Source organism: Enterobacter chuandaensis, from assembly GCF_039718975.1.
Lineage (GTDB): Bacteria > Pseudomonadota > Gammaproteobacteria > Enterobacterales > Enterobacteriaceae > Enterobacter > Enterobacter chuandaensis.
In genome coordinates, this window is sequence record NZ_CP097173.1 from 2,695,329 (window position 1) to 2,718,571 (window position 23,243).

Consider the following 23,243-nt stretch of genomic DNA (forward strand, 5'->3'; position numbering starts at 1 on the left):
TACACATTTTAATCTCCTATCAGGACTGTAACACAGCCCGTCTTAATCACACCATCGCCACTGCCCGCCGCTGGAGACGGCTTACTTTCATCATCGTCATAAATCCAGTCAAGGATCGGTTTTAGCGCAAATTTGATACTGGCATCCCCTCCCAGACCGAGCGCCACTGCAAGCTCACCTGACACCTTAAGGTTAAATGAATAATCCGTGCTATCAATCCAGGTTCCCACGCCTGCAGAAGCGCCAGCGCTCCCTGCACTCCCAGAAAGTTTGCCATCGGCAACGACTACGCCATAAAAATCGGCTTTAGCCGTCGCCTCTCCTTTGACCGCCGCAGCTTCTGCGCCAAGTTCAACATTAAAGCCATAACGCCCTTTATTACCACCGTACATTTCACTGACGGCCTTCGCTTCAGCGGTTGCCAGGTAAACATCCCCGCCAACGCCGCCATATTGCTCCCCTTCTTTTCCGATGCTTCCCGAGGCGCCATATTGTATCGCGGTGGCGTTGGCATTGAGGTTAATAGCCCCGTAATCCGCCCGATCGGTCACTAACGTGCCGCTGGCATTCGCCACCCCTACTTTTGTACGCACCTCGCCTTTATATTTATCCTGGCTTTTTGTATTCCCGACCGTAATATCGGCAAGCGCGAATCCGGCTGATGCCGTATCGGGTTTTCCAAAGCCGGATTTATCTTCCAGACTTGCATAGGCGCCGAGCACCCGGGCGTCGTAAACATCACCATGTATAGCACCATCTTTACCCGCATCCTTCGCCGCCGTCCCTCCCCAATATTGCGGAGGTGCGGGTTGAGTGGTTGCGACCGCAGGCGTCGCTGAGGTATTGCAAACCGTCTTGTCACCTTCCCTGGCGAGAGGTAAGCCGTTCACAAATACCGTTGTTGAACCGCTGAAAATACTTCCCTGACCATGTTGAGAGCATGAAAGCGGGTCGCCTTTTCGTGCCGCCGGAAAGCCGCCAATAATGACGTTGGGACTTCCGCTTTGAATTGGGCCAGTATGTGCGCTGGAATCAATGCGCGCTCTGGCGGCTGGTTTTCCCATAATAGCGTTCTCTGTACGCAGATTAACTGTTAATTTTTACAATCGCGCCCTTAATATCGGTCAGGTTGGTACCCGTTATACTCACCGTATCATTTGCTTTGAGCTCGGTATTAATACCATCACCCAGTTTCGTAAGTTCATTACCTTTGAAGATGGCCTGTTCCACAGCCTCTGCTTTGAGGTTGCCTTCGCCTACGTGAATCTCAATGGTATCCGGGGCGATCAGAATATAGTTGTCTTTAACTTTAAGTTTAATCGTGGTCACAGATTCCAGCAGCGCGTTACCTTCTTTATCCATGGTCAAAACGGTTTGATCTTTCCCAACGTTTATAACGTGCTTGTTACCAATATTATGCGTTTCATTATTTCCTACCTCTGATTTCAGGTTCCGCTTGATCGTAATATTTTCATCCTGTCCGACGTTTTTTCTACGATCGACACCAACATCAAGGGTTTCAGAATTTTCAATATCCGTATCCATATTTTTCTCTGCATGGATCCAGATCTGTTCGTGACCGGCTTTATCTTCAAAACGGAGAATATTGGCATTGTCTTTATGACCATCTTTACTGCGGCTATAAAAACCCATCTGCGTCGCCGCGGCCGGCAGCGCCCACGGCGGCATGCTAGCGTCGTTGTACACGCGCCCGGTTATAATCGGACGGTCCGGGTCGCCGTTGATAAAGTCCACCACCACCTCGTCGCCGACGCGCGGGATCTGCACCCCGCCGTAGCCCTGGCCCGCCCACGCGCTCGACACGCGCACCCAGCATGAGCTGGTGTCATCCCCCTTCGCCAGACGGTCCCAGTGGAATTTCACCTTCACGCGGCCATATTTGTCCGTCCAGATACTCTCGCCCTTCGGCCCCACCACTTTCGCGGTCTGCGGGCCGTAGGTGCGCGGCCACGCCGTGCTCTGCGCCGGACGGTACACCACCGCCGACGGGATGACCGTAAAATCGGTGCGGTGAATGGTCTCCCCCTCGCCGCTGGCATAGCGGTTCTCTTCGAAGTGGTAGCCCGCTGCCGTCACCAGATATTCGCCGTTGTCGCTGAAGAACGGCGCGTTGGTTAACGTGAAGGTGTGCCCCGGCGCTATTCCCGCCGCCGTGGCGGTGGCCTGAATCTGCTGGTGCTCAACCTGCCAGCGCTCCTGACGGATACGGGCATAGAACTCCCCGTGACCTTTGTCCACAAAGCGTCCCGGCCAGTCGTACACGTCGATGCTCCCCGGCTTCGGCGACGCCGGGTTCTGCTGGGCCTGGAACAGCCACGCGTTCGGCTTGCGGAAGTCATAGTCGTCGAGGCTGTAAATCCCCGGCGTCACGCTGTCCTCCAGCGCCCACTGGCTGATACCCTCTTCATCCGTACTGCCGCCGGACGGCGTCTGGTGGTAAGGAATGACCTCATAGCCGCTGAACGGCTGATGCTGCGTGGCGGCGTCGGTGAGCACCAGGGTGTGTTTGTCCGCCTCGTGGCTGAAGTGATACGCAATCCCCTCCAGCTCCATCAGGCGGCTGATGAAGTCCAGGCTCGACTCCTGATACTGCACGCAGTAGTCCCACACCCGGTAGCTGCCGGTGAGTTTATCCTCAACGTTAACCTGATGCTCGCCCAGCAGGGTTTTCACAATCTGCGGCACCGTCTGCCCCTGGAAAATACGCAGGTTGCGGTCGCGCTTCATCGGCCACAGGTCCGGCTCCACCGTCAGCTGGTACACCGCATAGCGCGTGCCCGTCAGCTCAACGGCACTGACCGCCACGCGGGTAATCTTGCCGTTAATGTACCGGGAGGTCAGCAGGTTCTGCGTCGGGATGGTCACCGTAACCGGCTGGCCGAGCAGCCTGCTGCGGTCAATGCGCGCGTCCGTGCCGAGCACGGTCAGCGTCAGCGCGAACGACTCGGACATCGCCTCGCGGCCCGTCAGTTTCCAGAACAGAAGCCCCTCCACCGGGAGCTGAACGGTAATTCGGTTGAGCATAATCTTTATTCCATCTGGCTTATGCGATTCAGAAAAGAGGTTCGCATCTGTAACTGAGCGTAATTCTACGGATTAACTAGCCAGGTACCCGGCTTGGTGATTTCCAGCGTCTGGCTGCGCGTTCTCCCGTTGCCCTGCAGTTCAATCTTCGTCTCACCGGCCGGCAGCTTGAGCGAGGCATAGCCGTTGGTCGCCGGACGCAGCGCTTTTGGCTCGCCGTTCACTTTCAGGGTTTCGCCGTCGAGAATGCGGATATAGACCAGCGCAACAGGGCTCTCGACAGGCGGTGGCGTCTGTTGCGCCGTCGCCTGCTCGCTCGCCTTCGCCGCTTGTGGCTTCACGTCCGGCGTGTTCGCAGCGGTTTCAGTCGGACGCGTCTCTGACGGGGTCTGTGCAGCCTGCTCAGGCGTATCATTGCCGCCGCTGAACAGCATCGCGCCGGCGACAACGCCAACCAGCACGCCCGCGGCAACCATGCCCGGGATCTTGTAGCGACGCCAGTCGAGTACCGAAGCCGGTTTCTCTTCCTCAACCGGAACAAGCATGGTGCCGGTCTTTTTAGCGGTCAGCACGTCGTTGATCCCGGCGACAGGCATCTCAATCAGCGCGGCGAATTCGTCGATAGACTGCGGACGGTCCTCCATGTGCAGCGCCAGCGCGCGGTCGATGGCCTGCAGCAGCGGGATGGAGTAGCCCTGCGGCATGATTTCCACCAGCGGTTTGCAGGTGTCCTGAATGGAGCGCACCACGCTGACCGGCGGCGGAGAACCCACAATCAGGGTACGCAGCACCGCACCGAGGGCGTAAATATCCGTCCACGGACCCTGCTCGCTCTCGTTGTCGTCGGTGTACTGCTCAATCGGCGCAAACCCCGGGCGCAGCATGGTTTCCGTTTCGTCGGAGAGGTTACCGATGGTCCGGCGCGCGGAGCCAAAATCGAGCAGTACCGGCAGGCCGTTATCCTGAATCTGAATATTATCCAGCGAGATATCGCGGTGCAGGTAGCCTTCGTCGTGGATGGTCTTGATCGCGCCGAACAGCATCGGCAGCGTGCGGCGGATCCAGGCTTCGTTGATCAGCTCCGGTTTTTCTTCGCGCAGGCGCGAAAGCGTAGTGCCACTGTAAAACAGCGTCCCCATGTAGGCCGTGTCGTTTTGCACCCAGAAACGCAGGACGTGCAGCAGGTTCGGGTGGTTAAAACGCGCCAGCAGACGCGCTTCCTGAATGAAGCTGTTCAGGCCCGCGGAAAACGCTTTGCCAAAACGCTCGCTGCGCAGCACGAGGGTCATGTCGTCGCCGCGCACGGCAAGGGAGGAAGGCATAAATTCTTTGATAGCGATAGTGCGTTCGAGCTGGTGATCCCACGCGCGATAGACAATGCCAAAACCGCCGCCGCCGATCACCTCTTTGATTTCAAACTCGTTGAAGCGGTACCCGACCGGGAGCGCGTTTGGGACAGTCCGATTGTTATCATTATCCGTCATCTTTTACAGTTCTCTTGATGATTATTACGCGGCAAACTGACAGTGAAACTCGCCCTGCTTGCAGGTGACGTGCAGACGTCGGTACTGCTCGTCGCTGCGGCTGGCGGTAAGTAAGATCTGGCTCATCTGAGGCAGCAGGGTGTTGGTCAGAATAGCGTCCACCATGCGGCCGCCGGACTCCACCTCGGTGCAGCGCTGAACAATCTGTTCCACCACGCTGTCGTCAAACTCAGAAATGATGCTGTGATTCTCTTCCAGACGACGCTGAATGCGCTTAAGCTGCAGGCGAACTATCAGCCCGAGCATCTCGTCGCTGAGCGGGTAGTACGGGACGACCAGCAGACGGCCCAGCAGCGCTGGCGGGAATACCTCCAGCAGCGGCTGGCGCAGCGCGCCGCTTAAGGCCTCCGGCTCCGGCATCAGATCCGGATCGGCGCACATGGCGCTTATCAGCTCGGTGCCCACGTTGGACGTCAGAATGATAATGGTGTTGCGGAAATCAATGTGACGCCCCTCGCCGTCCTCCATCCAGCCTTTGTCGAAGACCTGGAAGAAGATCTCATGTACGTCCGGGTGCGCTTTTTCAATTTCGTCCAGCAGCACCACGCTGTACGGGCGGCGGCGCACGGCCTCAGTTAACACGCCGCCTTCACCATACCCTACGTACCCCGGAGGCGCACCTTTTAAGGTGGAAACGGTGTGCGCTTCCTGGAACTCGCTCATGTTGATGGTGATAACGTTCTGCTCGCCGCCGTACAGGGATTCCGCGAGCGCCAGCGCGGTTTCGGTTTTCCCGACGCCGGACGGGCCGCAGAGCATAAAGACGCCCACCGGTTTGTTGGGGTCGTCGAGCTTCGCCCGGGAGGTTTTCACGCGACGGGCAATCAGGTCCAGCCCGTGACGCTGGCCGATGACGCGCTGGTTGAGCGTGTCGGCAAGGTTCAGCACCGCGTCGATCTCGTTTTTCACCATCCGGCCCAGCGGGATCCCGGTCCAGTCAGAGACGACCGCGGCGACCACGTTTTCATCTACCGCCGCAAACAGCAGTGGCTCGTCACCCTGTAAGGCGTTCAGCGCCTGCTGCTGCTCCGCCAGCTGACCGCGCAGCTCGGCGGTATCGTCATCCCCTGCAGCAAACAGCGCGGCGCGCAGGCGGATGATCTCCTGCACCAGGCTGCGCTCTTCTTCCCAGCGCCGGGACAGGGCTTCGCGTTTTGTTTCATACGCGTCGCGTTCGGCGCGTAATGTCGCTACGCGCTCTGCGTCACCGGCTCCGACGCGGGCTTCGCGTTCAGCAATTTCAATTTCCACGTCCAGCGCGGCAAGATGGCGCAGGCAGTCTTCCAGCTGCGCCGGCGGCGCGCTCTGGCTGACGGCCACGCGGGCGCAGGCGGTGTCGAGCAGCGCAACGGCTTTGTCCGGCAGCTGACGCGCCGGGATGTAGCGATGCGAAAGCTTCACCGCCGCGCTGACCGCTTCGTCGAGTAGCAGGACCTGGTGGTGCGTCTCCAGCGGCGACACGGTGCTGCGCAGCATCAGAATGGCTTTTGCTTCGTCCGGCTCGTGAACCTGTACGGTCTGGAAACGACGGGTCAGCGCCGGGTCTTTCTCAATATACTTTTTATATTCTGCCCAGGTGGTGGCCCCGATGGTGCGCAGCTGGCCGCGCGCCAGGGCTGGCTTTAGCAGGTTCGCCGCATCGCCGGTGCCCTGCTGCCCGCCTGCGCCAATCAGGGTGTGGATTTCATCGATAAACAGAATAATCGGCGTGGCGCTGGACTGGACTTCATTAATGAGCGCCTGCAGCCGGGCTTCGAACTCGCCTTTCATACCTGCGCCAGCCTGCAGCATGCCGATATCCAGCAGCCACAGCTGGATGTTTTGCAGCGGCTCCGGCACGTCGCCGTCGGCGATACGCAGCGCCAGCCCTTCCACCACCGCCGTTTTCCCGACTCCGGCTTCCCCGGTCAGCAGCGGGTTGTTCTGACGGCGACGCATCAGGATATCTACCATCTGGCGGATCTCCTCGTCGCGCCCGACAACCGGGTCAATCTTCCCATCGCGGGCGCGGGCGGTCAGGTCCTGGCCGTACTGAGCCAGCGTCCCCTGCGCCGCCGGTACCGCACCCGCTGGCGCGTCGACGGCGGCAGCGGCCTGCTGCGTCTCTTTGCTGTTGGCGCAAATGGCATCGAACTGCTCAATCAGCACCTCGGCGTTAAGACGGGTGAACTGCACCGAGATGCTTTTCAGCACGTTAGCCAGGTTCCAGGTTTTGAGAATGCCGATCAACAAATGGCCACCGCGAATGCGGCTGACGCCAAACTTCAGTGAGCCGAAAACCCAGGCGCGCTCCACGGCGCTGTCGATATGTTCGGAGAGATCGGAAACGGAACTCGCCCCGCGCGGCAGCGCATCCAGCGCGGCCACGATATCGCGCGTCAGCTGCTGTTCATCAAGGCCAAAGTGGCGGATGACCTGCTGCAGATCGCCATCCTGCTGCTGCATCAACTGATGCAGCCAGTGCACCAGCTCAACGTAGGGGTTGCCGCGCAGCTTGCAGAAGGCAGTCGCGCTTTCCAGAGAGGTAAATAACAGCGTATCCAGTTTGCCGAAAAGCACGGCACGGCTAATTTCTGACATGTTCGGTTCCGTTGATAACAATGCGTTAGAAAAATTTATCGCTCTGCGCGATACACCAGATCGCCACGCGGGACAGGCTGCGGCTGAAGGCCCAGCCAGGTGTTGTAGCCTAAACGCCCCGTGCCGCCGAGCGTGGTGCCCTGCACCGCGTCTTCACGCAGGATCACCCGTGTTTCCCATTCAAATTCAATTCCAACGTACTGGCGCACCCAGTCGCGCAGCTCGGTGACCCACGCTTCGCCCGGCAGAAAGCGGTTGTACTCCTCTGCGCCCAGCGGGCCAATTTCGATGCGAAACTTATGCTGCACGTCGCGCACCGCAACGCCGAGAAAAGCGGATTCCCCCATGCGCGGCATGCGCCGTCCTGCGCCCAGCTGCGCCTGCTCGCGCGTGGAGAGGGGCATCCACTGCGGCACGTTGCTCACCAGCTTAACCGGCGCGTTAAAATAGCGGCGCAGGATCTTCTCCAGCCCCTCCGGATCCCGCCCGTGGCGGGTCAGGTGCCCGGCGTGGGTAAAGCGGGCATGGGCGCTCAGGCTGCCTTTGTTCATCTGGCCCGGCTGCCCCATGCCAATCAGCGACGACAGGTAGCCTTCAAAGCGCTTGTTGTCGGCGCGATCGAGGGATACGGCAGGCTGCGCGTCCGCCCAGGCGCGGTAGAACAGCAGCGCCAGACGATGATGGAACAGATCGGCAAACGCGCTGAGGCTGGTGTCCTGGTGATGATGAATCCGCTCACGGGCGTACTCGGTCATGTGTACCGGCAGCGGGCCGTTCGGGCCAAACAGACCGAAGCTGAGGATAGACACCTCGTGCAGCCCGCTTTCCTCGCGCTGTCGTACCTGGGCCAGCGTCGACGGCGCAAAGCTCATCGACGGCTGCTGGCCAATGCGCAGCGGCTCAAATTTCGGCAGCGGCGCGCGCCCCAGCGGGTAGCGCTCGCCGCCCTGGGCATCGATGCGCCTTAACAGCTGAAACAGATCGTAGCGCCAGGGCGTCTCACGGACCCCGTGCCAGAACGCATCCGGCAGCTTCGTCAGGCGATGCACACGCAGCGGTGCGGTGGTGGCGTCACTCATACCAGCGCCCTTTTACCCATGCGCGGCGCCCAGTAGCCAATCTCGCCGCGCTGCTGGCTCTTCAGGGTGAACTCGGTGAAGCTGTTGATGGAGACCAGCCGGGCAAAGAGGCGCTCCAGTACGCTGCCGAAAAGCCAGGGGCTGGCACCGGAAAACGCCCGTTCGTCTACGGTCAGGGTGATGCCAATTCCTCGGGCGAAAACGACCGGGCCGGGCTCGGGCACGCGGCGGTGCACCGGCTCCAGCACGCAGTGGCGAACCCCCTCCACCTGCCGCGCAACCGGCGTTTCGGCCAGGTTGGCGTACAGACCTAACAACTGGCGCAGCGCCGCCGCGCCTTCTTCATTCTCGCTGTCCATCAGACTGAGGTAGTTCATCTGCAGCTGGCTGATGAGCCGCCAGGTGCTGAACCCTTCCGCCAGCGCCGGACGCGGCGGCGTCGGGCCTTTGCGCAGGGTCAGGGATTTCACCGGCATGGAGTCGGCCATAATGAACTGCCCGAGCTCCTGCTGCAGCATCAGCGGCAGGTCGCGGCTGGTGCAGAGCACCTCGGCAGAGATATAGCGCAGGTTTTCCTGCCACGGCGCATGCTGCTCATCCACCAGCGAGACAAACACCTCCGAGCCGATATAACCGGTACGGGTGCCGTAGCGCAGGGCGTGCTCAGAGAGCACGCGCTGTTCCCGGCGCAGGGAAAAATAGGCCCCGTAGTTGCCCGCGTCGCCGCTCCAGGTGCTCCAGAAGGGACGAAACGTCTGGTCGTCGCGCTGGCCATCGGCGCTGCCGAAGATTTTTTTGACCGCGTAAATTTCATAGTCCAGCGGACGGATGTTATCCACCACCAGATGGTATTCATGCTGGCCATCGTTCAGCTTCTGCCGGGCCGCCACTTTCGGGAACAGGTTGATGACCGGCGTACAGTGCAGCGCCAGATGGCTGGCATCGACCACGCGCTCCAGCTGTTCATCCGACTTATCGAGCAGAATGAAAATGTCGAAGGCTTTTTCGTTTTCGCAACGCTGGATAAGCGTACTCAGACCGCTCAGGCTGATAAAGCGGAAACGGGCCGGAAATGCAAAATACTCCTGCAGCAGACGGTAGCCGTCAAAGTTGCGCAGATCGTCCGGGAGCAGCGCCTGGTCCGGGGCAAAGCCCTCCTGACGCAGCGCATCCGTTGCCAGCAGCTGTCGCTGCGGCTGCGGGCTGACCGTCTGGCAGACGATCCCGGCGTGGTGCTCCATAACCAGCTCCAGCAGCTTCAGCGCCTCAATGTCCGGGCCGCTGAGGAAAAACTCCAGCCGGTCAAAATTCAGGTGCCCAAGGTTTTGCGGGCCATCGCAGGCAATGCGGATCCGCAAGGCGCTGTTGATCCCCTGCTGGCCTAAGCCGAGCTGCGCCAGCGGCAGGTCAGCGGGCACGCCGCCGAGCTCCACTTTATCGATTTTCAGCGGCAGCAGATTGACCTCGTGCGCCGTGGTGTAGCTGCAGGTTACGCCGGTTTTTTTCAGCGCCAGGCTGTCCATCATGGTGCCGCGCGGCACAATAAAGCCGTTGCTCAGATCGCCGCGGCTGCTGTCGGGCTCAATTTCCGCAATCGCCATCGAGGGCGTGGGCGCGAGGTAGTTTGGCGCGATCATCTCCAGAAGACGCTGGGAGAAGCGCGGGAACTCCGCGTCCATTTTCATCTGCACCCGGGAGGTCAGAAACGCGAAACCTTCCATCAGGCGTTCGGTGTACGGGTCCGCCACTTCGATGCCGCGCATCCCCAGCCGTCCGGCAACTTTCGGGTAGCGTTCGGCAAATTCAGCCCCCATTTCGCGCAGGTAGGCCAGTTCACGGTTGTAATATTCGAGCAGTTTACTTTCCATGATTACCCCGCATCTTTCAGTTCAAAATGGCCGTTTTCCAGATCGACATCGGTGCGAAACAGAAACTCCAGCGGGTACGGCACACACCATAAGCGCCCTTTAATCTCGATGGAGAGCACGTTGTGCAGATCCAGCGAGGAAGTGTCCGACACGCAGCGGACCTGCAGCCCCTGCGGCAAAATGCGCGGTTCGAAATTGATGATGGCCTCGGTGAGCTTGCGCTGAATGTCGTGCCATTCGATATCCGACATTCTCTTCCCGGCGAGCGGCGCGACGCCGAAGTTGACCACCGAGCGGCTCACGTGCGGCAAGGCGCTCAAATCCCCGGACGCATCATGGTTGATGGTATTAAACAGCCACTGCAGATCGCGCAGCACGTTACGACGCAGCGCAGCGTGGGTGATCAGGTTGCTGTTCGCCGGCTCGCGTTTTTTTTCCGGGTCGTTATCGGTGAGGCGATCGAGCAGCGAGGGCTGCATTTTGTCGCGCGCCCCCACCTTCTCCTGCCTGCTGCGGGCTTGCCAGCCGCTGCGCAGCAGATCGCCTTCGCCAGCGGGATTACTCATCGGCTCCATCCGTCGCAAACGTCACGAGGCTTAAGGAGAGCAGCGGGCTTTCGCTTTGCTCGCTGAGCCAGGCTTTCTGGCCCGTACCTTCGTAAAGGGTGCCGTCCTCGTCGAGCGGCTGCCATTCGGTGGTGCGGCCCAGTTTGACTGCATCAGTGGCATCGGCAGCAAACGGGTAGCGCGCCGGGATCTGACACACCTGCTCCGTACCGTCGGTCAGGCGCACCAGCGCGTGACGCCAGACCAGATCGGTGACGCTGGCCGGTACCTGGAAGCGAACCTCGGCGATAGCGTTAAACGGCAGCCAGAAATAGCGGCCGTTCACAATGGTTTCGCACACCGGTCCGAGACGGGCATCGCCGTCCATCAGCCAGTCAAACGCCTGAGCTTCATCGTTTTCGTGGATGATGTGACCCGGGGTGGCCTGCGCCTGGTCAAGCGCTTCAAGGCGCAGCGACCGGGCACGCTCGCCCTCCTCGCTCAGCGCCGCGGCCAGCGTAGTCAGCCAGGGCCACTGAGTTTCAGGCATAGCCGGACGCGCCTGCCCCGCCATCACCTGCGCGCGCTGCAGCTCGCCCTGAATGGATTGCTCCAGCAGCGTGACGGTTGGCTTCGCCTGTGGCTTTAGCGCCAGCCAGCTTTTCAGCTGGGTCAGGGCACGGGTCCAGTTGCCGCTGAGGGTTAAAAACTGCACGAACGCGGCGCGGAGGTCGGCATCTGCCGGACGGGCTTTGATCTCCGCTTCAAGGCGCGCCAGCGCGTCGTTGAGCGTTTCACCCGCCAGGTGTTGATAGAGCGTATTCATAGCCATTCCTTAATTCGCCGCGCGCCATGCGCCCACTGCCGGATCGCGCAGCTGAGGGCGCAGGGTATCAATCAGAACGATATTCAGCTGAGTGCCGGGTGCGACCCAGGCGCTCCAGGTCTTTTTCACCGCCGCAATACGCGCCTGCAGTTTTGCATCGTCGCTGGCGGTCTCGCGGGAAATTTCTACCGCTACGGTGCCGTTGCTCTTCCAGCTGTTCAGGGTGTTATCGTAAGGCAGGATCATCCAGCTCTGATCGCTGTTTGGGGTGCTGAATACCATGCGCTCTTTGTTGACGGAGGTGATCAGCGCGTTTTCCGGGTCGGCGCTTTGATTCAGCCCCATCACCGGGAAGCCGTGGATATAGGTCACCGCCATCTCTTTCTGTCCGCCGTTGCGGGACTGGGAGATAACGGTGTGACCGCTCAGCCAGCTGCCGTTACCGCAGCGGGTGGTGTCAGAATCCGGAATAAAGAGCGCCGGAGCAGACGCGCCGCCTTCCCAGAAGGTGCGCAGGTGGCAGCCATCCTGAAGGGTAAATTCCTGCCACGGCGTGCGGTCAGCGGCGACGGTTTGCGATGCGACATTCTGATCCGGTGGCAGTAATGCGCCGCTGGCGGTAGTCGTGTCGAGGGCTGGCGCAGCCTGCTGCTGTTTCACCACCAGCGCCCACTCCTGCGCTTTGGCTGCCGTGCCCTGCGCCAGCGTCATTCCCGCCGGATCGTTGAGCGTCCAGTTGAGCTTATTCACTTTGCTGCACTGGTGTTCCAGCAGCGAGCCAAGACGCGGCACAAAGTTTTCCAGCACGGAGACATCTTTCTTGCCGTTCGCCACAATGCGCAGCGCCACTTCTGGCTTACACCAGCTTTGCGGCGTGTTGTCTTTGATGTTGTCGATCCAGATATCCAGCTTCTGCGCAGGAGACTGCACGATGCGGAAATTCTCAGCCTGCGCGGTGGAGGTGACCGCCAGAAGTGCCAAACCCGATAGCCAAAGTTTCATATCGTTCCTTGTGTGTCTAATCAGTTCCGCAGGGAAGAAATTGTGCTGCGTCAGAGAGGGTGTGCAGCAAAGTGGTGTCCTGAGGGTTGCCCATCCATACCGCCAGGGCAGTATAGTTATCCTGGGCATTCCCCTCCTGTTCGCCATTCTTTTGAATGATTTGGTTCATTAAGGTCAGCCACTCCTGCGGCGTATTGACCATGTGCAGCGACTGCTTCATTTGCTCTTCGCTGACGCCGTGCCAGAACCCGTCGGTGCAGAGTAAAAAGGCATCGCCGTCTTCAACCTGCACCACGTCGCTGTAGCTCGCTTCCGGTCCGCCGTTTTCAATTCCCAGCGCCAGATACAGCAGGTTGCTGTTGAGATCGTCCGTCTGATGCCCCGCATCCTTCATCTGCTGCACCAGGCTGTGGTCGGTGGTCACGTGCCACAGCCATCCCCGGCGAAACAGGTACAGGCGGCTGTCGCCGGCATGCGCCCAGTACGCCAGCCCGTAGTCCCGGTCTATGAACAGGCTGACCAGCGTCGTACCCATCCGGCGATAGTCCTGAACGGCCTGCTGTTCGCTCAGAATGGTGCGGTTCGCCGTCTGCACGTAGTCGCGAATATGCTGCGCGTTGAGGTGTTTGTCGCCATCGAAGCGGGAGATAATGCTGTTGCGGGCCAGTTCCGCGGCGACTTCACCACCGGGCAGCCCCGCAATGCCGTCACAGACGACAAAGCAGGCCGAGCGTTCCCCTATGGTTTCTCCCGTCTGATCCTGGTTGCTGGCGCGCGTCCCCTGGCGGGAGAGAGAAGCGGTTGCGATATTCATTTGTCTTCCGATCCGCTCTGTGAGTCTTTGTACTGATTCACCTCCATGTCATACGCATGCAGGAAGGCTTCGCCGAACAGAGTGTGGAAGTCATCCTCAATCTCGCCCGCCGTCTCGCCATAGCTGCGAACAAAATAGTCCCACAGGGCGGCTTTGCGGCTCCCCGGCAGCGCCAGACGAGAGGTCATGCCGTTCTGCTTCGCCTGCTCCTCCAGCTGTTCCGGGTTAAAGGACTGCAGCATCGCGGCGATGATGGCGCGGATACCGGAGATCATCCCCAGCTGGTGCGCCTGAAGGTCGATTAGCGCGTCGCGCACCGATTTGGTCGGCGGCATAAAGCCCGGCATCGGCGTGCCGAACATCTGGATCAAGACGGTTTTGCCGGTCGGCAGCAGCTTGAACGGGTTGTTGGCATCGTCCAGCACCATGGTCATATCGGCTTTTACGCCGCGTTTGAGTATGGAGCGAGACGAGAGCAGCGCCACGGTGCCCTGCGAGAACATGCCGAGGATCTGCCCCAGCTGACGCATATTTTCACGGTCAAACTGCGGAACCGGCTGCATTTCGCTGAGACCCATGCCTTCCAGCAGCGCCTCCAGCAGTTCGCCCTGCAGCACCTCTCCCTTCTCGCCGTTATTCGCGGTGGCGGTTGATGAAGCGGCGTTATTGACCGGGTCGATGCGCAGACGCCCCTTCGGCGCCTGAGCGCTGCTGCGCGCAACGGCCTGCGGCGTAGGCATGGTGAAGCCTGCGTAATCAGGCCGCGCGGGCTCTTCTTCACGCGGCGCTTCCTGTGGCTCGGGGGCAAACAACGGTGAACCGGCAAGCACGTCCTCTTCCTGCTCCGGTTCAGGTACTGGCGCGGGCTTTTCGTCAATAATGTCATCCGGATGGGTTAACGGCGCGCCGCCCATCAGCCCGAGCGGGTCATCATTGCGCGCGGCTGGCGCGCTGGACTTCCCGCCAAACAGGGCCAGCGGATCGAGCTCGTCCGTCGCCTCTTCCTTCGGGGCTGGCTGGGCCTCAACCGGCGGCACCAGCGTGGAAGGCGTAACGTCGTCAAAAATACTCTCTTTTTTGAACAGTACCTCGTCGCTGAACAGCGTGTCCGGGTCGACGTTCTTACGCTCGAGCGTCGGATCGCTGTCGTTGAACATTGCCAGCGGATCTTCGGCATTACGCTCCGGCGCGGCGGGCTGGGAGAACGGATCGTGCGATGCCGCAGGCTGCGGTTTTGCGCGGTTGCTGGAGATGCTGTCGGAGATGGAAAACTCCTGCATCAGGCTGTCCCAGATTTCCGACGGCACGGCGGTCGGTTCGGTCTTCCCGCGCGGTGCGGCGCTCGCCGGTTTCGGCTGCGGAGCAGGCGCTGGCGCTGCTGGACGCGCCTGCTGCTGCATGCTGGCCGCCATGCGGCTCACCGGCTGCGTGTCGTGGATAAGCTCGGTTACTTCGATGCGGTATTCATCAATACCAAGAATGTCGCCATCCTGCAGCTCAACCTGACGGCCCCGCTCCAGCGGAATGTCATTTAATACCACGCGGGTGACGCTGCCACGGTTGGTGACGCGGCATTCGCCCTGAGCGTCAACGTGGACAATGGCCTGCAGACGCGAGATGGTGCGGTCATTGTCCGGCAATACCAGATTGTTATCCGTACCGCGCCCAATGGTGCCGCCCGGGGCGTAAAAATCACAGCTGCTCTGCGGCGGCTGATGACCGGGTTTCGTAGAAATAATCGTGAATCGCATGGCGTATTCCTGCTGGTATGATTAGCGCTCAAACGCTGCCGCACTCGGGGATGAGAACGGCGGCGTTTGGGGTCAACCCAAAAAGCATTATTTAAATCTTCAATGTAAAATTATATTTCATTAACGCTTGCTAGTATTAAAAGTAGTACAAACAAAGCCGTAGCAACTTTAACCTTTCTTTTATATGAATTAATCCAGGATAAATCGAAGTTAGATAAAACAATATTGCAAGATTGAGGTTCAAGCCAGCGTAATTCCGTCAGTTTTATACGTTCACCCCGCAGAAGCCTTGATAAAATTGTGGTGCGAAAACCAAACCCCCAAAACCCAAGATTTTTCCAGGTCTGATAATCCTCTTCCTTGAGCAAGTTTTTCTGAATTAGCAACTCATAGATTTTATCAACTTGACCGGAATGTTTCTGGTAATCAACATAGAACGTTAGCACAAGGATTATAAATATTGCAAAAACACAGATAATAAAAGCAGAATATATATTATCAGCAATCACGCTATTCACCGCTAAAGATTAAATTATTCATTTGTTCTCCTACAAATCCTCCAACCTTTGTGCCCCCCGCGGCCCCCACTGCGCCGACGACCAGACCACAAACGAGGGTGCCTGTCCCCGCTGTTGGTACGCCTAATGCAAGACAAACAGGAGCAGCAAGTGAGGAGCCTAACGCTGCACCAGCAACACCGCCCCCAAATTTGCTATATTCACTCACTGCAACCTTGCCACATTCATGTTCTCTACCTAGAGTGCATGCGTGATAGACTTCGTTAGTCGTATTCGCAAAAGAAAAACCTAATGCAACCCATCCACCTGCTTTCATATAAGCTGTAATTCTGGACGCCCGGTCGATATATGTTGAGTACCCAGGAATCGCACCAATACCAACCGTACTCCATTCATGAACAATTGATTTTGTAGAAAGTCCCAATGCTCTTTTAAGATCCGCATAATCTCTAAATTTGAGCTGTTTTTTCGTAAGTTTGTTTAATAGTGGTTTGAGTTGTGCAAGAAGAGCATTACGTTCTGCATAAAACTGCTGCCCAATAAGAGCACCTTGTGTTCGATACTGATTTTGATACGTCTTTTCGATTTTAATCAAAATACTTTCAATTTGTTTAAAGTAAGACTCCCCCGCACTGCTTGCATTCCCTACTAAGGTATCACCCCATGCAGTGATGGCGGCAATATTATCAAAATTATTCTTTAAAAATTCAGCGGTAGAGCCATCAATAGTTGCAAGCGCGTTGTTTACTTTCTGTTTAGCAATAGCTAACCCATTAATCTGATGTGATTGATTATCATTATGTGGATCCGCAACAATTAATATCTGTCCAGGTTTGACCCAAGCTGTATCTTTGTTCAACTGCATGAAATACTCGGATTTTTCATTGCGTGAACTACCAAACAGTTGTCTTGCCTGAAAATCCAGCGTACCCGGTTGCTGTACTACACAGTAGCCCGGAGCAACCTTTGATTGATTTGCCATGAAAGAACTCCCTGTATCTCAACTAAAACGCATAATTAAACGGTGAAATGCTATTTTTGGGCTTTCAGCGGACGAATCGCGTCGCTATTGACGATTAAGCTGCACTTCAATACCTGATAATGACCCGACTGAGTACCGCCCACGTTCTCTTTCAGTAAAGTTGCAATCACTTTGTCAGCTTTTTCAAAATTTTCAGCAGGCAGATCGCTTGCTTCCAGCCATGCGGCCGCGCTGGCCTCTGCATCATCTTTCAGACTTTTACTGTTCGCGATCTTACTGATGCACCGATTTTGCACCCAGTTTTCAAAAATTTGTTGCTGAGAAAAAGCGCTGATGGCAGGCAGCGTTTGGGCATAAACAACAGAGGCATTTAATGCCAATACGAGCAGCAGTAAACGTTTCATTTCAGGCTCCAGAAGGTGGCGTTGGTAGGAATAAATGAACCATTACCCGGCGAACCAAGGAAATGACAGTCATCAGAACAAATATTACCATTCCAGAGTGTTACATGACCGGTTGCGTCGCTCCAGCCATGCCCGGTAAAGATGATAATGCCTTGCTTGCCTGCAAATTGCGCTGGCGTTGGGGAAGAGACCGACATATCTGCATTGCCCAGTACCGTGGGTAGAAATGCAATCATATCTTTAACGCGGAACATATAGCGCTTTTTGTCGTTTCCGGTCACTGTCGCATATTTACTGTTAGAAGGAATTGGAATGCCACAGTAATTTAAAACGTAACTCATACGAATTGGGCAGGCATTTTTAAAGATACCGGCGTCGATATTATGCTGAACTTTTCCACCCAATAATTTGCCAACCTGTTCTACGTTTACGTTCACTTCTCTGAAACGGTTCCAGGCGGCACCAAAAGCAGGACGCATATGAGACATCAAGTTCTCCCTGGTAAGATGCTCAGGATGGTGCTGCCGTTCTCGGGGCGGGAACGGCAGCGTTGGAGGGGCAATACATTCTATTCAGTCTGCGTAAGCCTAAACTGGCCTGCAGAATCTTCTATTAAGATGAAGCGGGCCGCATAACGAACAGAATCGCTTTTACCCGACACTCTCAGGGCAACATCATATTCTCCGGCTTGCCACGCAACACCATTCCACTGGTGACACTGTTGGGTCGTTAACGTCACCTCAGGGCTAAACGTAGAGGGCGGCGATATCGTTTTCCATTCATTTCCGGCGCGTTTCATAACGGTGGGCGAATGACTGGTAACAGGCATTTCTAACCCAGAGTTAGCGGGAATAGCAAAGCAGGGTTCATTGTTTTTAAGCGTAACCTCAAGCGATCGATATTGTGCAGGATGAGACACACAAGCGCTTGCCATTAACGTGACCGCCAAGACACCGTAGAGCTGTTTCATAACCATACCCGCCGATCCTTAGGATTTTTGAAATACAGAGATAACACCTGCTGATATTTATCCTTGAGATCCGGCCCGATAATCCCTTCAAACCCGGCAATGTTTCGAAAATCACCCAGACCGTAATTTATCAAATAATAAAAATCTGAAATGATGGAGGCCTGCTGCTCCATGCCAAAGTCCGAGAGCTTTTTATCCGGGGGCAAAGAGTAATTATAACTGGCAGCCCAACTGAATGCGCCTCGGGTTCGGACATTCATTCCAACCTGATGCTGTAGCACATGCACCATCTCGTGAATAAACCAGTGTTTATATCGTGGAACTTCTATAGAGAAATCATCCCGATAATGCGGCTCACGAAAATACAACTCACCATTGGGTGTCATCGCGACATCTGTGGACTGCATATTAAATGGCAAATAGCTTTTATTATGGACTTTAACTACTGAATATTTTATTGCGTCACCAAAAACCGAGCGAGCCAATGCTATTTCGCCAATGGTGAGAGGACGGGCGCCTCCTTCCTGCAAACTTGCCATGCTATCTTCCTTGCCGGTAGATGATGACCGGGGAAAACTCCCCGGCCATATACGCAATTATGCTTCTTTGTTTTCTTTGATATTCCAGCCAGCGCTGCTTTCAGCACCTTTACCACCAGACGTGGTCTGCTCCCAGTACTGCTGTTTCACTTTCGCAGCCTGGAATGCGTAGGTCACACCTACGGTGTCGCCGTTGTCAGCCCCGGTGTACTGAACAGAGGTTACCAGTACATCTTCCAGCGTAATACGGGAGTATTCCACCTGCTGGCCGCCCGCTTTACAGACGGACAGTTCAACTTTCGTCAGGTGTTTACCGCTGGCGCAGTGTTTCAGAATAGCGGTAGTGGATTTGTCGATCAGCGCGTTAACGTGCAGGTCGTTAAAGTTAACTTTACCGGCACCGCCGCCACCGCCAACGCTCATATTACCTGGCTGGGAAGCGCCCCAGGAGAAGGAGGTAATATCAGTCCAGCCGGTGTGGTTAGAATCTTTAGATTCGCCCGTAACACCCTCGACCTTCAGAAACATATCAATAGCCATAATATCTACTCTTCGTGGATGAACAATATTGCTTTCGAAAAAGCACTTATATGGCAAACAGGAAAGCATGGGGCTGAATAAAACCGTCCATATTTTACCTCTGCCTCATATCAAACGACCCGTGTCATTTGACAGTCTTACATTCCCCCGAAATAACGGAATGAATGTGAAGTCTTTATTACCGTGCGTTATTGTGGAAACAGTTAAGGACAGCATTAACAATTTAGCCGTCTTTCTTGCCGGGTGGCGCTTTGCTTACCCGGCCTACATTGCGCAACGATATCAATAAATTGCACGCTTCATTGTAGGCCCGTGCAAGCGTAGCGCCGCCGGGCGAAACTCACAAAACGCACGTTGTCAGCAGGCTGACGCTCTTACGCGTCTTTCGTCTTCAGCGACGGCAGTTTAGAAACCAGACGCAGAGAAACGGTCAGACCTTCCAGCTGGTAGTGCGGACGCAGGAAGAACTTCGCGGCGTAATAGCCCGGGTTGTCTTCGATCTCCTGCACCTGCACTTCCGCTGCCGCCAGCGGTTTGCGGGACTTGGTCTCCTGAGAGGAGTTAGCCGGGTCGCCGTCGACGTAGTTCATCACCCAGTCGTTCAGCCAGCGCTCCATCTCTTCGCGCTCGCGGAAGGAGCCGATTTTGTCGCGCACGATGCACTTCAGGTAGTGGGCAAAGCGGCAGCAGGCGAACAGGTACGGCAGACGAGAGGCCAGACGCGCGTTGGCGGTGGCATCCGGGTCGTGGTACTCGGCCGGTTTTTGCAGAGACTGCGCGCCAATAAAGGCCGCAAAGTCGGAGTTTTTGCGGTGCACCAGCGGCATAAAGCCGTTTTTCGCAAGCTCAGCTTCGCGGCGGTCGCTGATGGCGATCTCGGTCGGGCACTTCATGTCCACGCCGCCGTCATCGCTCGGGAAGGTGTGGCACGGCAGGTTTTCCACCGCCCCGCCGGACTCCACGCCGCGAATCGAGGTGCACCAGCCGTACTCTTTGAAGGAGCGGTTGATGTTGGCCGCCATCGCGTAAGCGGCGTTCGCCCACGAGTAGCTGTTGTGGTTCGCGCCGTCGGTCTGCTCTTCAAAGTCAAAGCTGTCCACCGGGTTGGTACGAATGCCGTACGGCAGGCGCGACAGGAAGCGCGGCATCACCAGCCCCAGATAGCGGGCGTCTTCGGATTCACGCAGTGAACGCCAGGCGGCATATTCGGTGTTCTGGAAGATTTTGGTCAGGTCGCGCGGGTTAGCCAGCTCCTGCCAGGACTCCATCTGCATCACGCCCGGTGCGGTACCGGTGATAAACGGACAGTGGGCCGCAGAGCCGATACGCGCCATTTCGCCCAGCAGCTCAACGTCCTGCGGGCTGTGGTCGAAGTAATAGTCGCCCACGATGCAGCCAAACGGCTCGCCACCGAACTGACCGTACTCCTGCTCGTAGATTTTCTTGAAGATCGGGCTCTGGTCCCAGCCCACGCCCTTGAAGCGCTTCAGGGTGCGGCCCAACTCCTGTTTGGAGATGCTCATAAAGCGGATCTTCAGCATCTCGTCAGTTTCAGTGTTGTTCACCAGGTAGCTCAGACCGCGCCAGGCGCTCTCCAGCTTCTGAAACTCTTCATGGTGAATAATCTGGTTTACCTGCTGCGACAGCTGCTCATCGATACCGGCGATCAGGTTCTGAATGGTGCGGTAGGTGTCGTTGGAGAAGGTAACGGTATTTTCCAGCGCCTGCTGCGCCAGGGTTTTAACCGCGCTCTCCACGGCGGAACGCGCCTGATCGGTTTTCGGGCGGAACTCTTTGTTCAGCAGCGCGCTGAACTCATCCTGGCTGAACGCCTGACCCGCCTGCTGCTCATGTTGTTGAGTCTGGTTGCTCATCGATTATTCCTCGCTACCTTTCGCGCTTTCGTCATTTTTCGGCAACTGGCTCAGGGATTTGAGCAGCGTCGGATCCTGCAGAATTTTTGCGATCAGCTCTTCCGCACCGTTTTTGCCGTCCATATAGGTCAGCAGGTTGGAGAGCTGTGTACGGGCTTCCAGCAGCTTGTTCAGCGGCTCAACCTTGCGGGCTACCGCATCCGGCAGGAAGTCGTCCATGCTGTCGAAGGTCAGATCCACGTTGAGCTTACCTTCGCCGGTCAGGGTGTTATCCACCTGGAACGCCACGCGCGGCTTCAGCGCCTTCATGCGTTCGTCAAAGTTGTCGATGTCGATTTCAAGGAATTTACGCTCGTCGACGGCCGGCAGGTTTTCCACCGGTTTGCCGACCAGATCGGCCATAACGCCCATCACGAACGGCAGCTGAATTTTACGTTCTGCACCGTAGATCTCTACGTCGTACTCGATCTGCACGCGGGGGGCACGGTTACGTGCGATGAATTTCTGCCCACTGTTACTCATTGCCATGATGTTCTCCATCAAAGATGCGCGGTGAAGGTGAAACGGCAGGCTCCATGCCTGTCGTCATAATGCCTGGACGCGTTATTCGCGGCGTCCAAAGATGTTTTCCAGTTGGTTAACGCCGTCTGGCGCCAGGTCGCGAATAATGTCCATAAAGTTAAGTTCTGACAGCCGCTGCACCCGTTCAATCATCAGCGGTGCGGGGTGGCTCGGTTCGTACTGCGCAAAATACTGCTTCGCTTTTTCCAGCATCAGCTGCGCGTCGGCGCGGCTGGTGACCTTCACGCTGCGCCAGTCGGTGACCGGCTGAACGGGCTGCGCTGCCGCAGGCTGCGGCTCGGCGTGCTGTTCAGCCTGCGCCTCACGGTTCGGCAGCAGCTTGCTGATATCGGTCACCTGACAGGCGCTGGCGACCAGCCCCACGGTTTTCAGCAGCTGTTCCATTTCCGGTACGCCGCTTTCTCCGAGATGCCCGATGAGCAGCTCGCGGATAGCCAGCAGTCGTTCGTTAATGACGATAACCGCTGCGGTCCCCGGCTGGTCGCCGCGGGCCAGTTCGTCAATCAGTCGTGGACGTCCACCCGGATAGTCCGGGCACTCGGTTTTACTGCCGTCCAGCAGCGCCTGGGCGTCACGCAGCGAAATTTCATCGCCGTTTGAACGCAGCAGCGAGGCGTTACGTACCGCGACGGTGAGCTCGGATTTATCGCTCAGCCCTGCCAGAGCGTTAATGCGATAGAACGGGTCGGTTTCGCCATACTCTTCCAGCAGCGGATAGAGCGGCTCCCAGTAGCGTGCAATCGCCTCCTGCACCAGCAACAGCCCGTCCGCGTAGCCCGCAAGGCCACGACGACGGGTCCAGGCGTGGGTTAACGCCAGCATCACGCGAAGATCTTTTGTACGGCTCAGCAGGCTGGTAGCGAATTTTTCTACCGTGTTCCAGTCCGCTGGCTCTGCCGGGATGATGGTGTCGCCAAACTGCTGTTCCGCTTTCCCAAGGCTTGCCTGGTTCATCGCCTGGAAGTCAGCGTCGTACTCCAGATTGTCGCCACAGGGCTTGTCGGGGCTTACTGGCGCGAGAAATACTTCGATGTTCATACGTTCCCTGCTTATTCAAACATGGGCGGATAGAGGCCGTGACGTCCCGGACGGGCGCCCCCTGCCGGGTCGAACAGCAGGGTAAAAAGCTGCCCGGTGAAGTTGCCGCTGTGAACGTGGGTGTACAGCGGGTAACCGTCGCAGCGGTTGGTCCACCAGTAGCTGGTCTGACGCAGCGGGTCAAAACACTCTGCCGCCTGCGGCCAGCCCAGCGTGTTCTGGCCGTCCTCGTCGTAGCCAATCACGTCGAGGATGTCGGAACGCTTCTGCGGCTCGACGGGCTGCGGCGCCGGAATGGACATCAGCATCTCATCCAGCTGCGAGGCGGAAAAACTGTTGCGCACCGCGTGCAGGCCCAGACGTCCAATCTGCTGATACCAGCTTTCCGCCTGGCTGAGCAGGCTGGTCGACCACTCTGACGGGGCAAAGCTGAGCTGAATGCAAACCGGGTAGTGTCGGCCAACGCTGTCGCGGCCGGGCAGCAGGCAACCCATCTGGATCATCTGGCTGCCCAGCATCGGCGGGACGACGAAATTCCAGACCGGAGCTTTGGTGAACTGGCGTTCGCCGCTGCGCTGCTCTTCCTGCTGCCAGGCCAGCAGGCCAACCTGAAACCAGTGCGACCACTGGCGCTGTAAAGTGTCAGGAAAGCGACGCTGCAAAAAATCTCCGGCGCTGGGTAATTTGCCATACCAGCTGTAGCGGTTCATCGCAGGGGTATTCGTCATACGGCTGTCCTTGC

At 57.4% G+C, this 23,243-nt stretch carries 22 protein-coding genes; all 22 read right to left on the minus strand.

Going from position 1 to position 23,243, the window contains the following annotated elements:
• Positions 1–8: 8 nt before the first annotated feature.
• The 22 genes from MX657_RS13145 to tagF all read right to left on the minus strand — a co-directional run bounded on the left by MX657_RS13145 (position 9) and on the right by tagF (position 23,229).
• Positions 9–1,064 carry a PAAR domain-containing protein gene (locus MX657_RS13145; protein ID WP_218726617.1) on the minus strand — a complete coding sequence of 352 codons (1,056 nt, stop codon included), beginning with the start codon at positions 1,062–1,064 and terminating at the stop codon, positions 9–11.
• 22 nt (positions 1,065–1,086) lie between these two features.
• Entirely contained in the window at positions 1,087–3,045 is a 1,959-nt protein-coding gene (locus MX657_RS13150; RefSeq protein WP_322921983.1) for a type VI secretion system Vgr family protein, read from the minus strand.
• A 65-nt stretch (positions 3,046–3,110) separates the two neighbouring features.
• Positions 3,111–4,529, minus strand: a complete 1,419-nt coding sequence (locus MX657_RS13155; protein WP_346805950.1) for a serine/threonine protein kinase — start codon at positions 4,527–4,529, stop codon at positions 3,111–3,113.
• A gap of 24 nt (positions 4,530–4,553) precedes the next feature.
• Positions 4,554–7,169: a type VI secretion system ATPase TssH gene (gene tssH / locus MX657_RS13160; RefSeq protein WP_346805951.1), complete on the minus strand. Its 2,616-nt coding sequence runs from the start codon at positions 7,167–7,169 to the stop codon at positions 4,554–4,556.
• Between the two features lie 35 nt (positions 7,170–7,204).
• The gene (gene tssG, locus MX657_RS13165; RefSeq protein ID WP_346805952.1) at positions 7,205–8,248 is read right to left on the minus strand and encodes a type VI secretion system baseplate subunit TssG; all 1,044 of its coding nucleotides are present in this window, start codon (positions 8,246–8,248) and stop codon (positions 7,205–7,207) included.
• The gene (gene tssF / locus MX657_RS13170) at positions 8,245–10,116 is read right to left on the minus strand and encodes a type VI secretion system baseplate subunit TssF (RefSeq protein ID WP_119915854.1); all 1,872 of its coding nucleotides are present in this window, start codon (positions 10,114–10,116) and stop codon (positions 8,245–8,247) included. The genes tssG and tssF overlap by 4 nt, the downstream gene beginning before the upstream one ends.
• Positions 10,117–10,118: 2 nt before the next feature.
• The gene (gene tssE / locus MX657_RS13175; protein WP_028013485.1) at positions 10,119–10,682 is read right to left on the minus strand and encodes a type VI secretion system baseplate subunit TssE; all 564 of its coding nucleotides are present in this window, start codon (positions 10,680–10,682) and stop codon (positions 10,119–10,121) included.
• Positions 10,675–11,487, minus strand: coding sequence for a type VI secretion system accessory protein TagJ (locus MX657_RS13180; protein ID WP_265194434.1), 813 nt, complete (start codon positions 11,485–11,487; stop codon positions 10,675–10,677). Before MX657_RS13180 ends, tssE begins: the two co-directional genes overlap by 8 nt.
• A 9-nt stretch (positions 11,488–11,496) precedes the next feature.
• Positions 11,497–12,489 (minus strand): hypothetical protein, encoded by a 993-nt coding sequence (locus tag MX657_RS13185; protein ID WP_080329389.1) that lies wholly within the window; start codon positions 12,487–12,489, stop codon positions 11,497–11,499.
• A gap of 16 nt (positions 12,490–12,505) precedes the next feature.
• The gene (locus MX657_RS13190; protein ID WP_023336024.1) at positions 12,506–13,303 is read right to left on the minus strand and encodes a PP2C family protein-serine/threonine phosphatase; all 798 of its coding nucleotides are present in this window, start codon (positions 13,301–13,303) and stop codon (positions 12,506–12,508) included.
• Positions 13,300–15,054 (minus strand): type VI secretion system-associated FHA domain protein TagH, encoded by a 1,755-nt coding sequence (gene tagH / locus MX657_RS13195; protein ID WP_346805953.1) that lies wholly within the window; start codon positions 15,052–15,054, stop codon positions 13,300–13,302. The genes MX657_RS13190 and tagH overlap by 4 nt, the downstream gene beginning before the upstream one ends.
• Before the next feature lie 110 nt (positions 15,055–15,164).
• Positions 15,165–15,563 (minus strand): hypothetical protein, encoded by a 399-nt coding sequence (locus tag MX657_RS13200; protein ID WP_346805954.1) that lies wholly within the window; start codon positions 15,561–15,563, stop codon positions 15,165–15,167.
• Between the two features lies 1 nt (position 15,564).
• On the minus strand, positions 15,565–16,554 hold the full coding sequence (locus MX657_RS13205) for a hypothetical protein (RefSeq protein ID WP_047345796.1): 990 nt from the start codon (positions 16,552–16,554) through the stop codon (positions 15,565–15,567).
• Positions 16,555–16,604: 50 nt separating this feature from the next.
• Positions 16,605–16,958 carry a T6SS amidase immunity protein Tai4 family protein gene (locus MX657_RS13210; RefSeq protein ID WP_346805955.1) on the minus strand — a complete coding sequence of 118 codons (354 nt, stop codon included), beginning with the start codon at positions 16,956–16,958 and terminating at the stop codon, positions 16,605–16,607.
• Positions 16,955–17,446, minus strand: coding sequence for a type VI secretion system amidase effector protein Tae4 (locus MX657_RS13215; protein ID WP_023330611.1), 492 nt, complete (start codon positions 17,444–17,446; stop codon positions 16,955–16,957). The genes MX657_RS13210 and MX657_RS13215 overlap by 4 nt, the downstream gene beginning before the upstream one ends.
• Before the next feature lie 80 nt (positions 17,447–17,526).
• The gene (locus MX657_RS13220; protein WP_080329394.1) at positions 17,527–17,934 is read right to left on the minus strand and encodes a putative T6SS immunity periplasmic lipoprotein; all 408 of its coding nucleotides are present in this window, start codon (positions 17,932–17,934) and stop codon (positions 17,527–17,529) included.
• Positions 17,925–18,467, minus strand: a complete 543-nt coding sequence (locus tag MX657_RS13225; RefSeq protein ID WP_119915860.1) for a hypothetical protein — start codon at positions 18,465–18,467, stop codon at positions 17,925–17,927. Before MX657_RS13225 ends, MX657_RS13220 begins: the two co-directional genes overlap by 10 nt.
• Positions 18,468–18,524: 57 nt before the next feature.
• Positions 18,525–19,007: an Hcp family type VI secretion system effector gene (locus MX657_RS13230; protein ID WP_008502640.1), complete on the minus strand. Its 483-nt coding sequence runs from the start codon at positions 19,005–19,007 to the stop codon at positions 18,525–18,527.
• 374 nt (positions 19,008–19,381) lie between these two features.
• Positions 19,382–20,881, minus strand: a complete 1,500-nt coding sequence (gene tssC, locus MX657_RS13235; protein ID WP_014884232.1) for a type VI secretion system contractile sheath large subunit — start codon at positions 20,879–20,881, stop codon at positions 19,382–19,384.
• 3 nt (positions 20,882–20,884) lie between these two features.
• The gene (gene tssB, locus MX657_RS13240; RefSeq protein ID WP_008502644.1) at positions 20,885–21,409 is read right to left on the minus strand and encodes a type VI secretion system contractile sheath small subunit; all 525 of its coding nucleotides are present in this window, start codon (positions 21,407–21,409) and stop codon (positions 20,885–20,887) included.
• Positions 21,410–21,484: 75 nt separating this feature from the next.
• Positions 21,485–22,501 carry a type VI secretion system protein TssA gene (tssA, locus tag MX657_RS13245; RefSeq protein WP_346805956.1) on the minus strand — a complete coding sequence of 339 codons (1,017 nt, stop codon included), beginning with the start codon at positions 22,499–22,501 and terminating at the stop codon, positions 21,485–21,487.
• Positions 22,502–22,512: 11 nt separating this feature from the next.
• The gene (gene tagF / locus MX657_RS13250) at positions 22,513–23,229 is read right to left on the minus strand and encodes a type VI secretion system-associated protein TagF (protein ID WP_080329397.1); all 717 of its coding nucleotides are present in this window, start codon (positions 23,227–23,229) and stop codon (positions 22,513–22,515) included.
• Positions 23,230–23,243 lie beyond the last annotated feature (14 nt).

Bases quoted from the DNA above. Each gene is read 5' to 3' on its own strand.
- MX657_RS13220 (WP_080329394.1), bottom strand. From the start codon at position 17,934: ATGGTTATGAAACAGCTCTACGGTGTCTTGGCGGTCACGTTAATGGCA.
- tssG (WP_346805952.1), bottom strand. From the start codon at position 8,248: ATGAGTGACGCCACCACCGCACCGCTGCGTGTGCATCGCCTGACGAAG.
- MX657_RS13145 (WP_218726617.1), bottom strand. From the start codon at position 1,064: ATGGGAAAACCAGCCGCCAGAGCGCGCATTGATTCCAGCGCACATACT.
- MX657_RS13225 (WP_119915860.1), bottom strand. From the start codon at position 18,467: ATGGCAAGTTTGCAGGAAGGAGGCGCCCGTCCTCTCACCATTGGCGAA.
- MX657_RS13180 (WP_265194434.1), bottom strand. From the start codon at position 11,487: ATGAATACGCTCTATCAACACCTGGCGGGTGAAACGCTCAACGACGCG.
- tssF (WP_119915854.1), bottom strand. From the start codon at position 10,116: ATGGAAAGTAAACTGCTCGAATATTACAACCGTGAACTGGCCTACCTG.
- MX657_RS13215 (WP_023330611.1), bottom strand. From the start codon at position 17,446: ATGTCTCATATGCGTCCTGCTTTTGGTGCCGCCTGGAACCGTTTCAGA.
- MX657_RS13230 (WP_008502640.1), bottom strand. From the start codon at position 19,007: ATGGCTATTGATATGTTTCTGAAGGTCGAGGGTGTTACGGGCGAATCT.
- tagF (WP_080329397.1), bottom strand. From the start codon at position 23,229: ATGACGAATACCCCTGCGATGAACCGCTACAGCTGGTATGGCAAATTA.
- MX657_RS13210 (WP_346805955.1), bottom strand. From the start codon at position 16,958: ATGAAACGTTTACTGCTGCTCGTATTGGCATTAAATGCCTCTGTTGTT.
- MX657_RS13155 (WP_346805950.1), bottom strand. From the start codon at position 4,529: ATGACGGATAATGATAACAATCGGACTGTCCCAAACGCGCTCCCGGTC.
- tssH (WP_346805951.1), bottom strand. From the start codon at position 7,169: ATGTCAGAAATTAGCCGTGCCGTGCTTTTCGGCAAACTGGATACGCTG.
- MX657_RS13185 (WP_080329389.1), bottom strand. From the start codon at position 12,489: ATGAAACTTTGGCTATCGGGTTTGGCACTTCTGGCGGTCACCTCCACC.
- tssB (WP_008502644.1), bottom strand. From the start codon at position 21,409: ATGGCAATGAGTAACAGTGGGCAGAAATTCATCGCACGTAACCGTGCC.
- tssE (WP_028013485.1), bottom strand. From the start codon at position 10,682: ATGAGTAATCCCGCTGGCGAAGGCGATCTGCTGCGCAGCGGCTGGCAA.
- tssA (WP_346805956.1), bottom strand. From the start codon at position 22,501: ATGAACATCGAAGTATTTCTCGCGCCAGTAAGCCCCGACAAGCCCTGT.
- MX657_RS13190 (WP_023336024.1), bottom strand. From the start codon at position 13,303: ATGAATATCGCAACCGCTTCTCTCTCCCGCCAGGGGACGCGCGCCAGC.
- MX657_RS13205 (WP_047345796.1), bottom strand. From the start codon at position 16,554: ATGGCAAATCAATCAAAGGTTGCTCCGGGCTACTGTGTAGTACAGCAA.
- MX657_RS13150 (WP_322921983.1), bottom strand. From the start codon at position 3,045: ATGCTCAACCGAATTACCGTTCAGCTCCCGGTGGAGGGGCTTCTGTTC.
- tssC (WP_014884232.1), bottom strand. From the start codon at position 20,881: ATGAGCAACCAGACTCAACAACATGAGCAGCAGGCGGGTCAGGCGTTC.
- tagH (WP_346805953.1), bottom strand. From the start codon at position 15,054: ATGCGATTCACGATTATTTCTACGAAACCCGGTCATCAGCCGCCGCAG.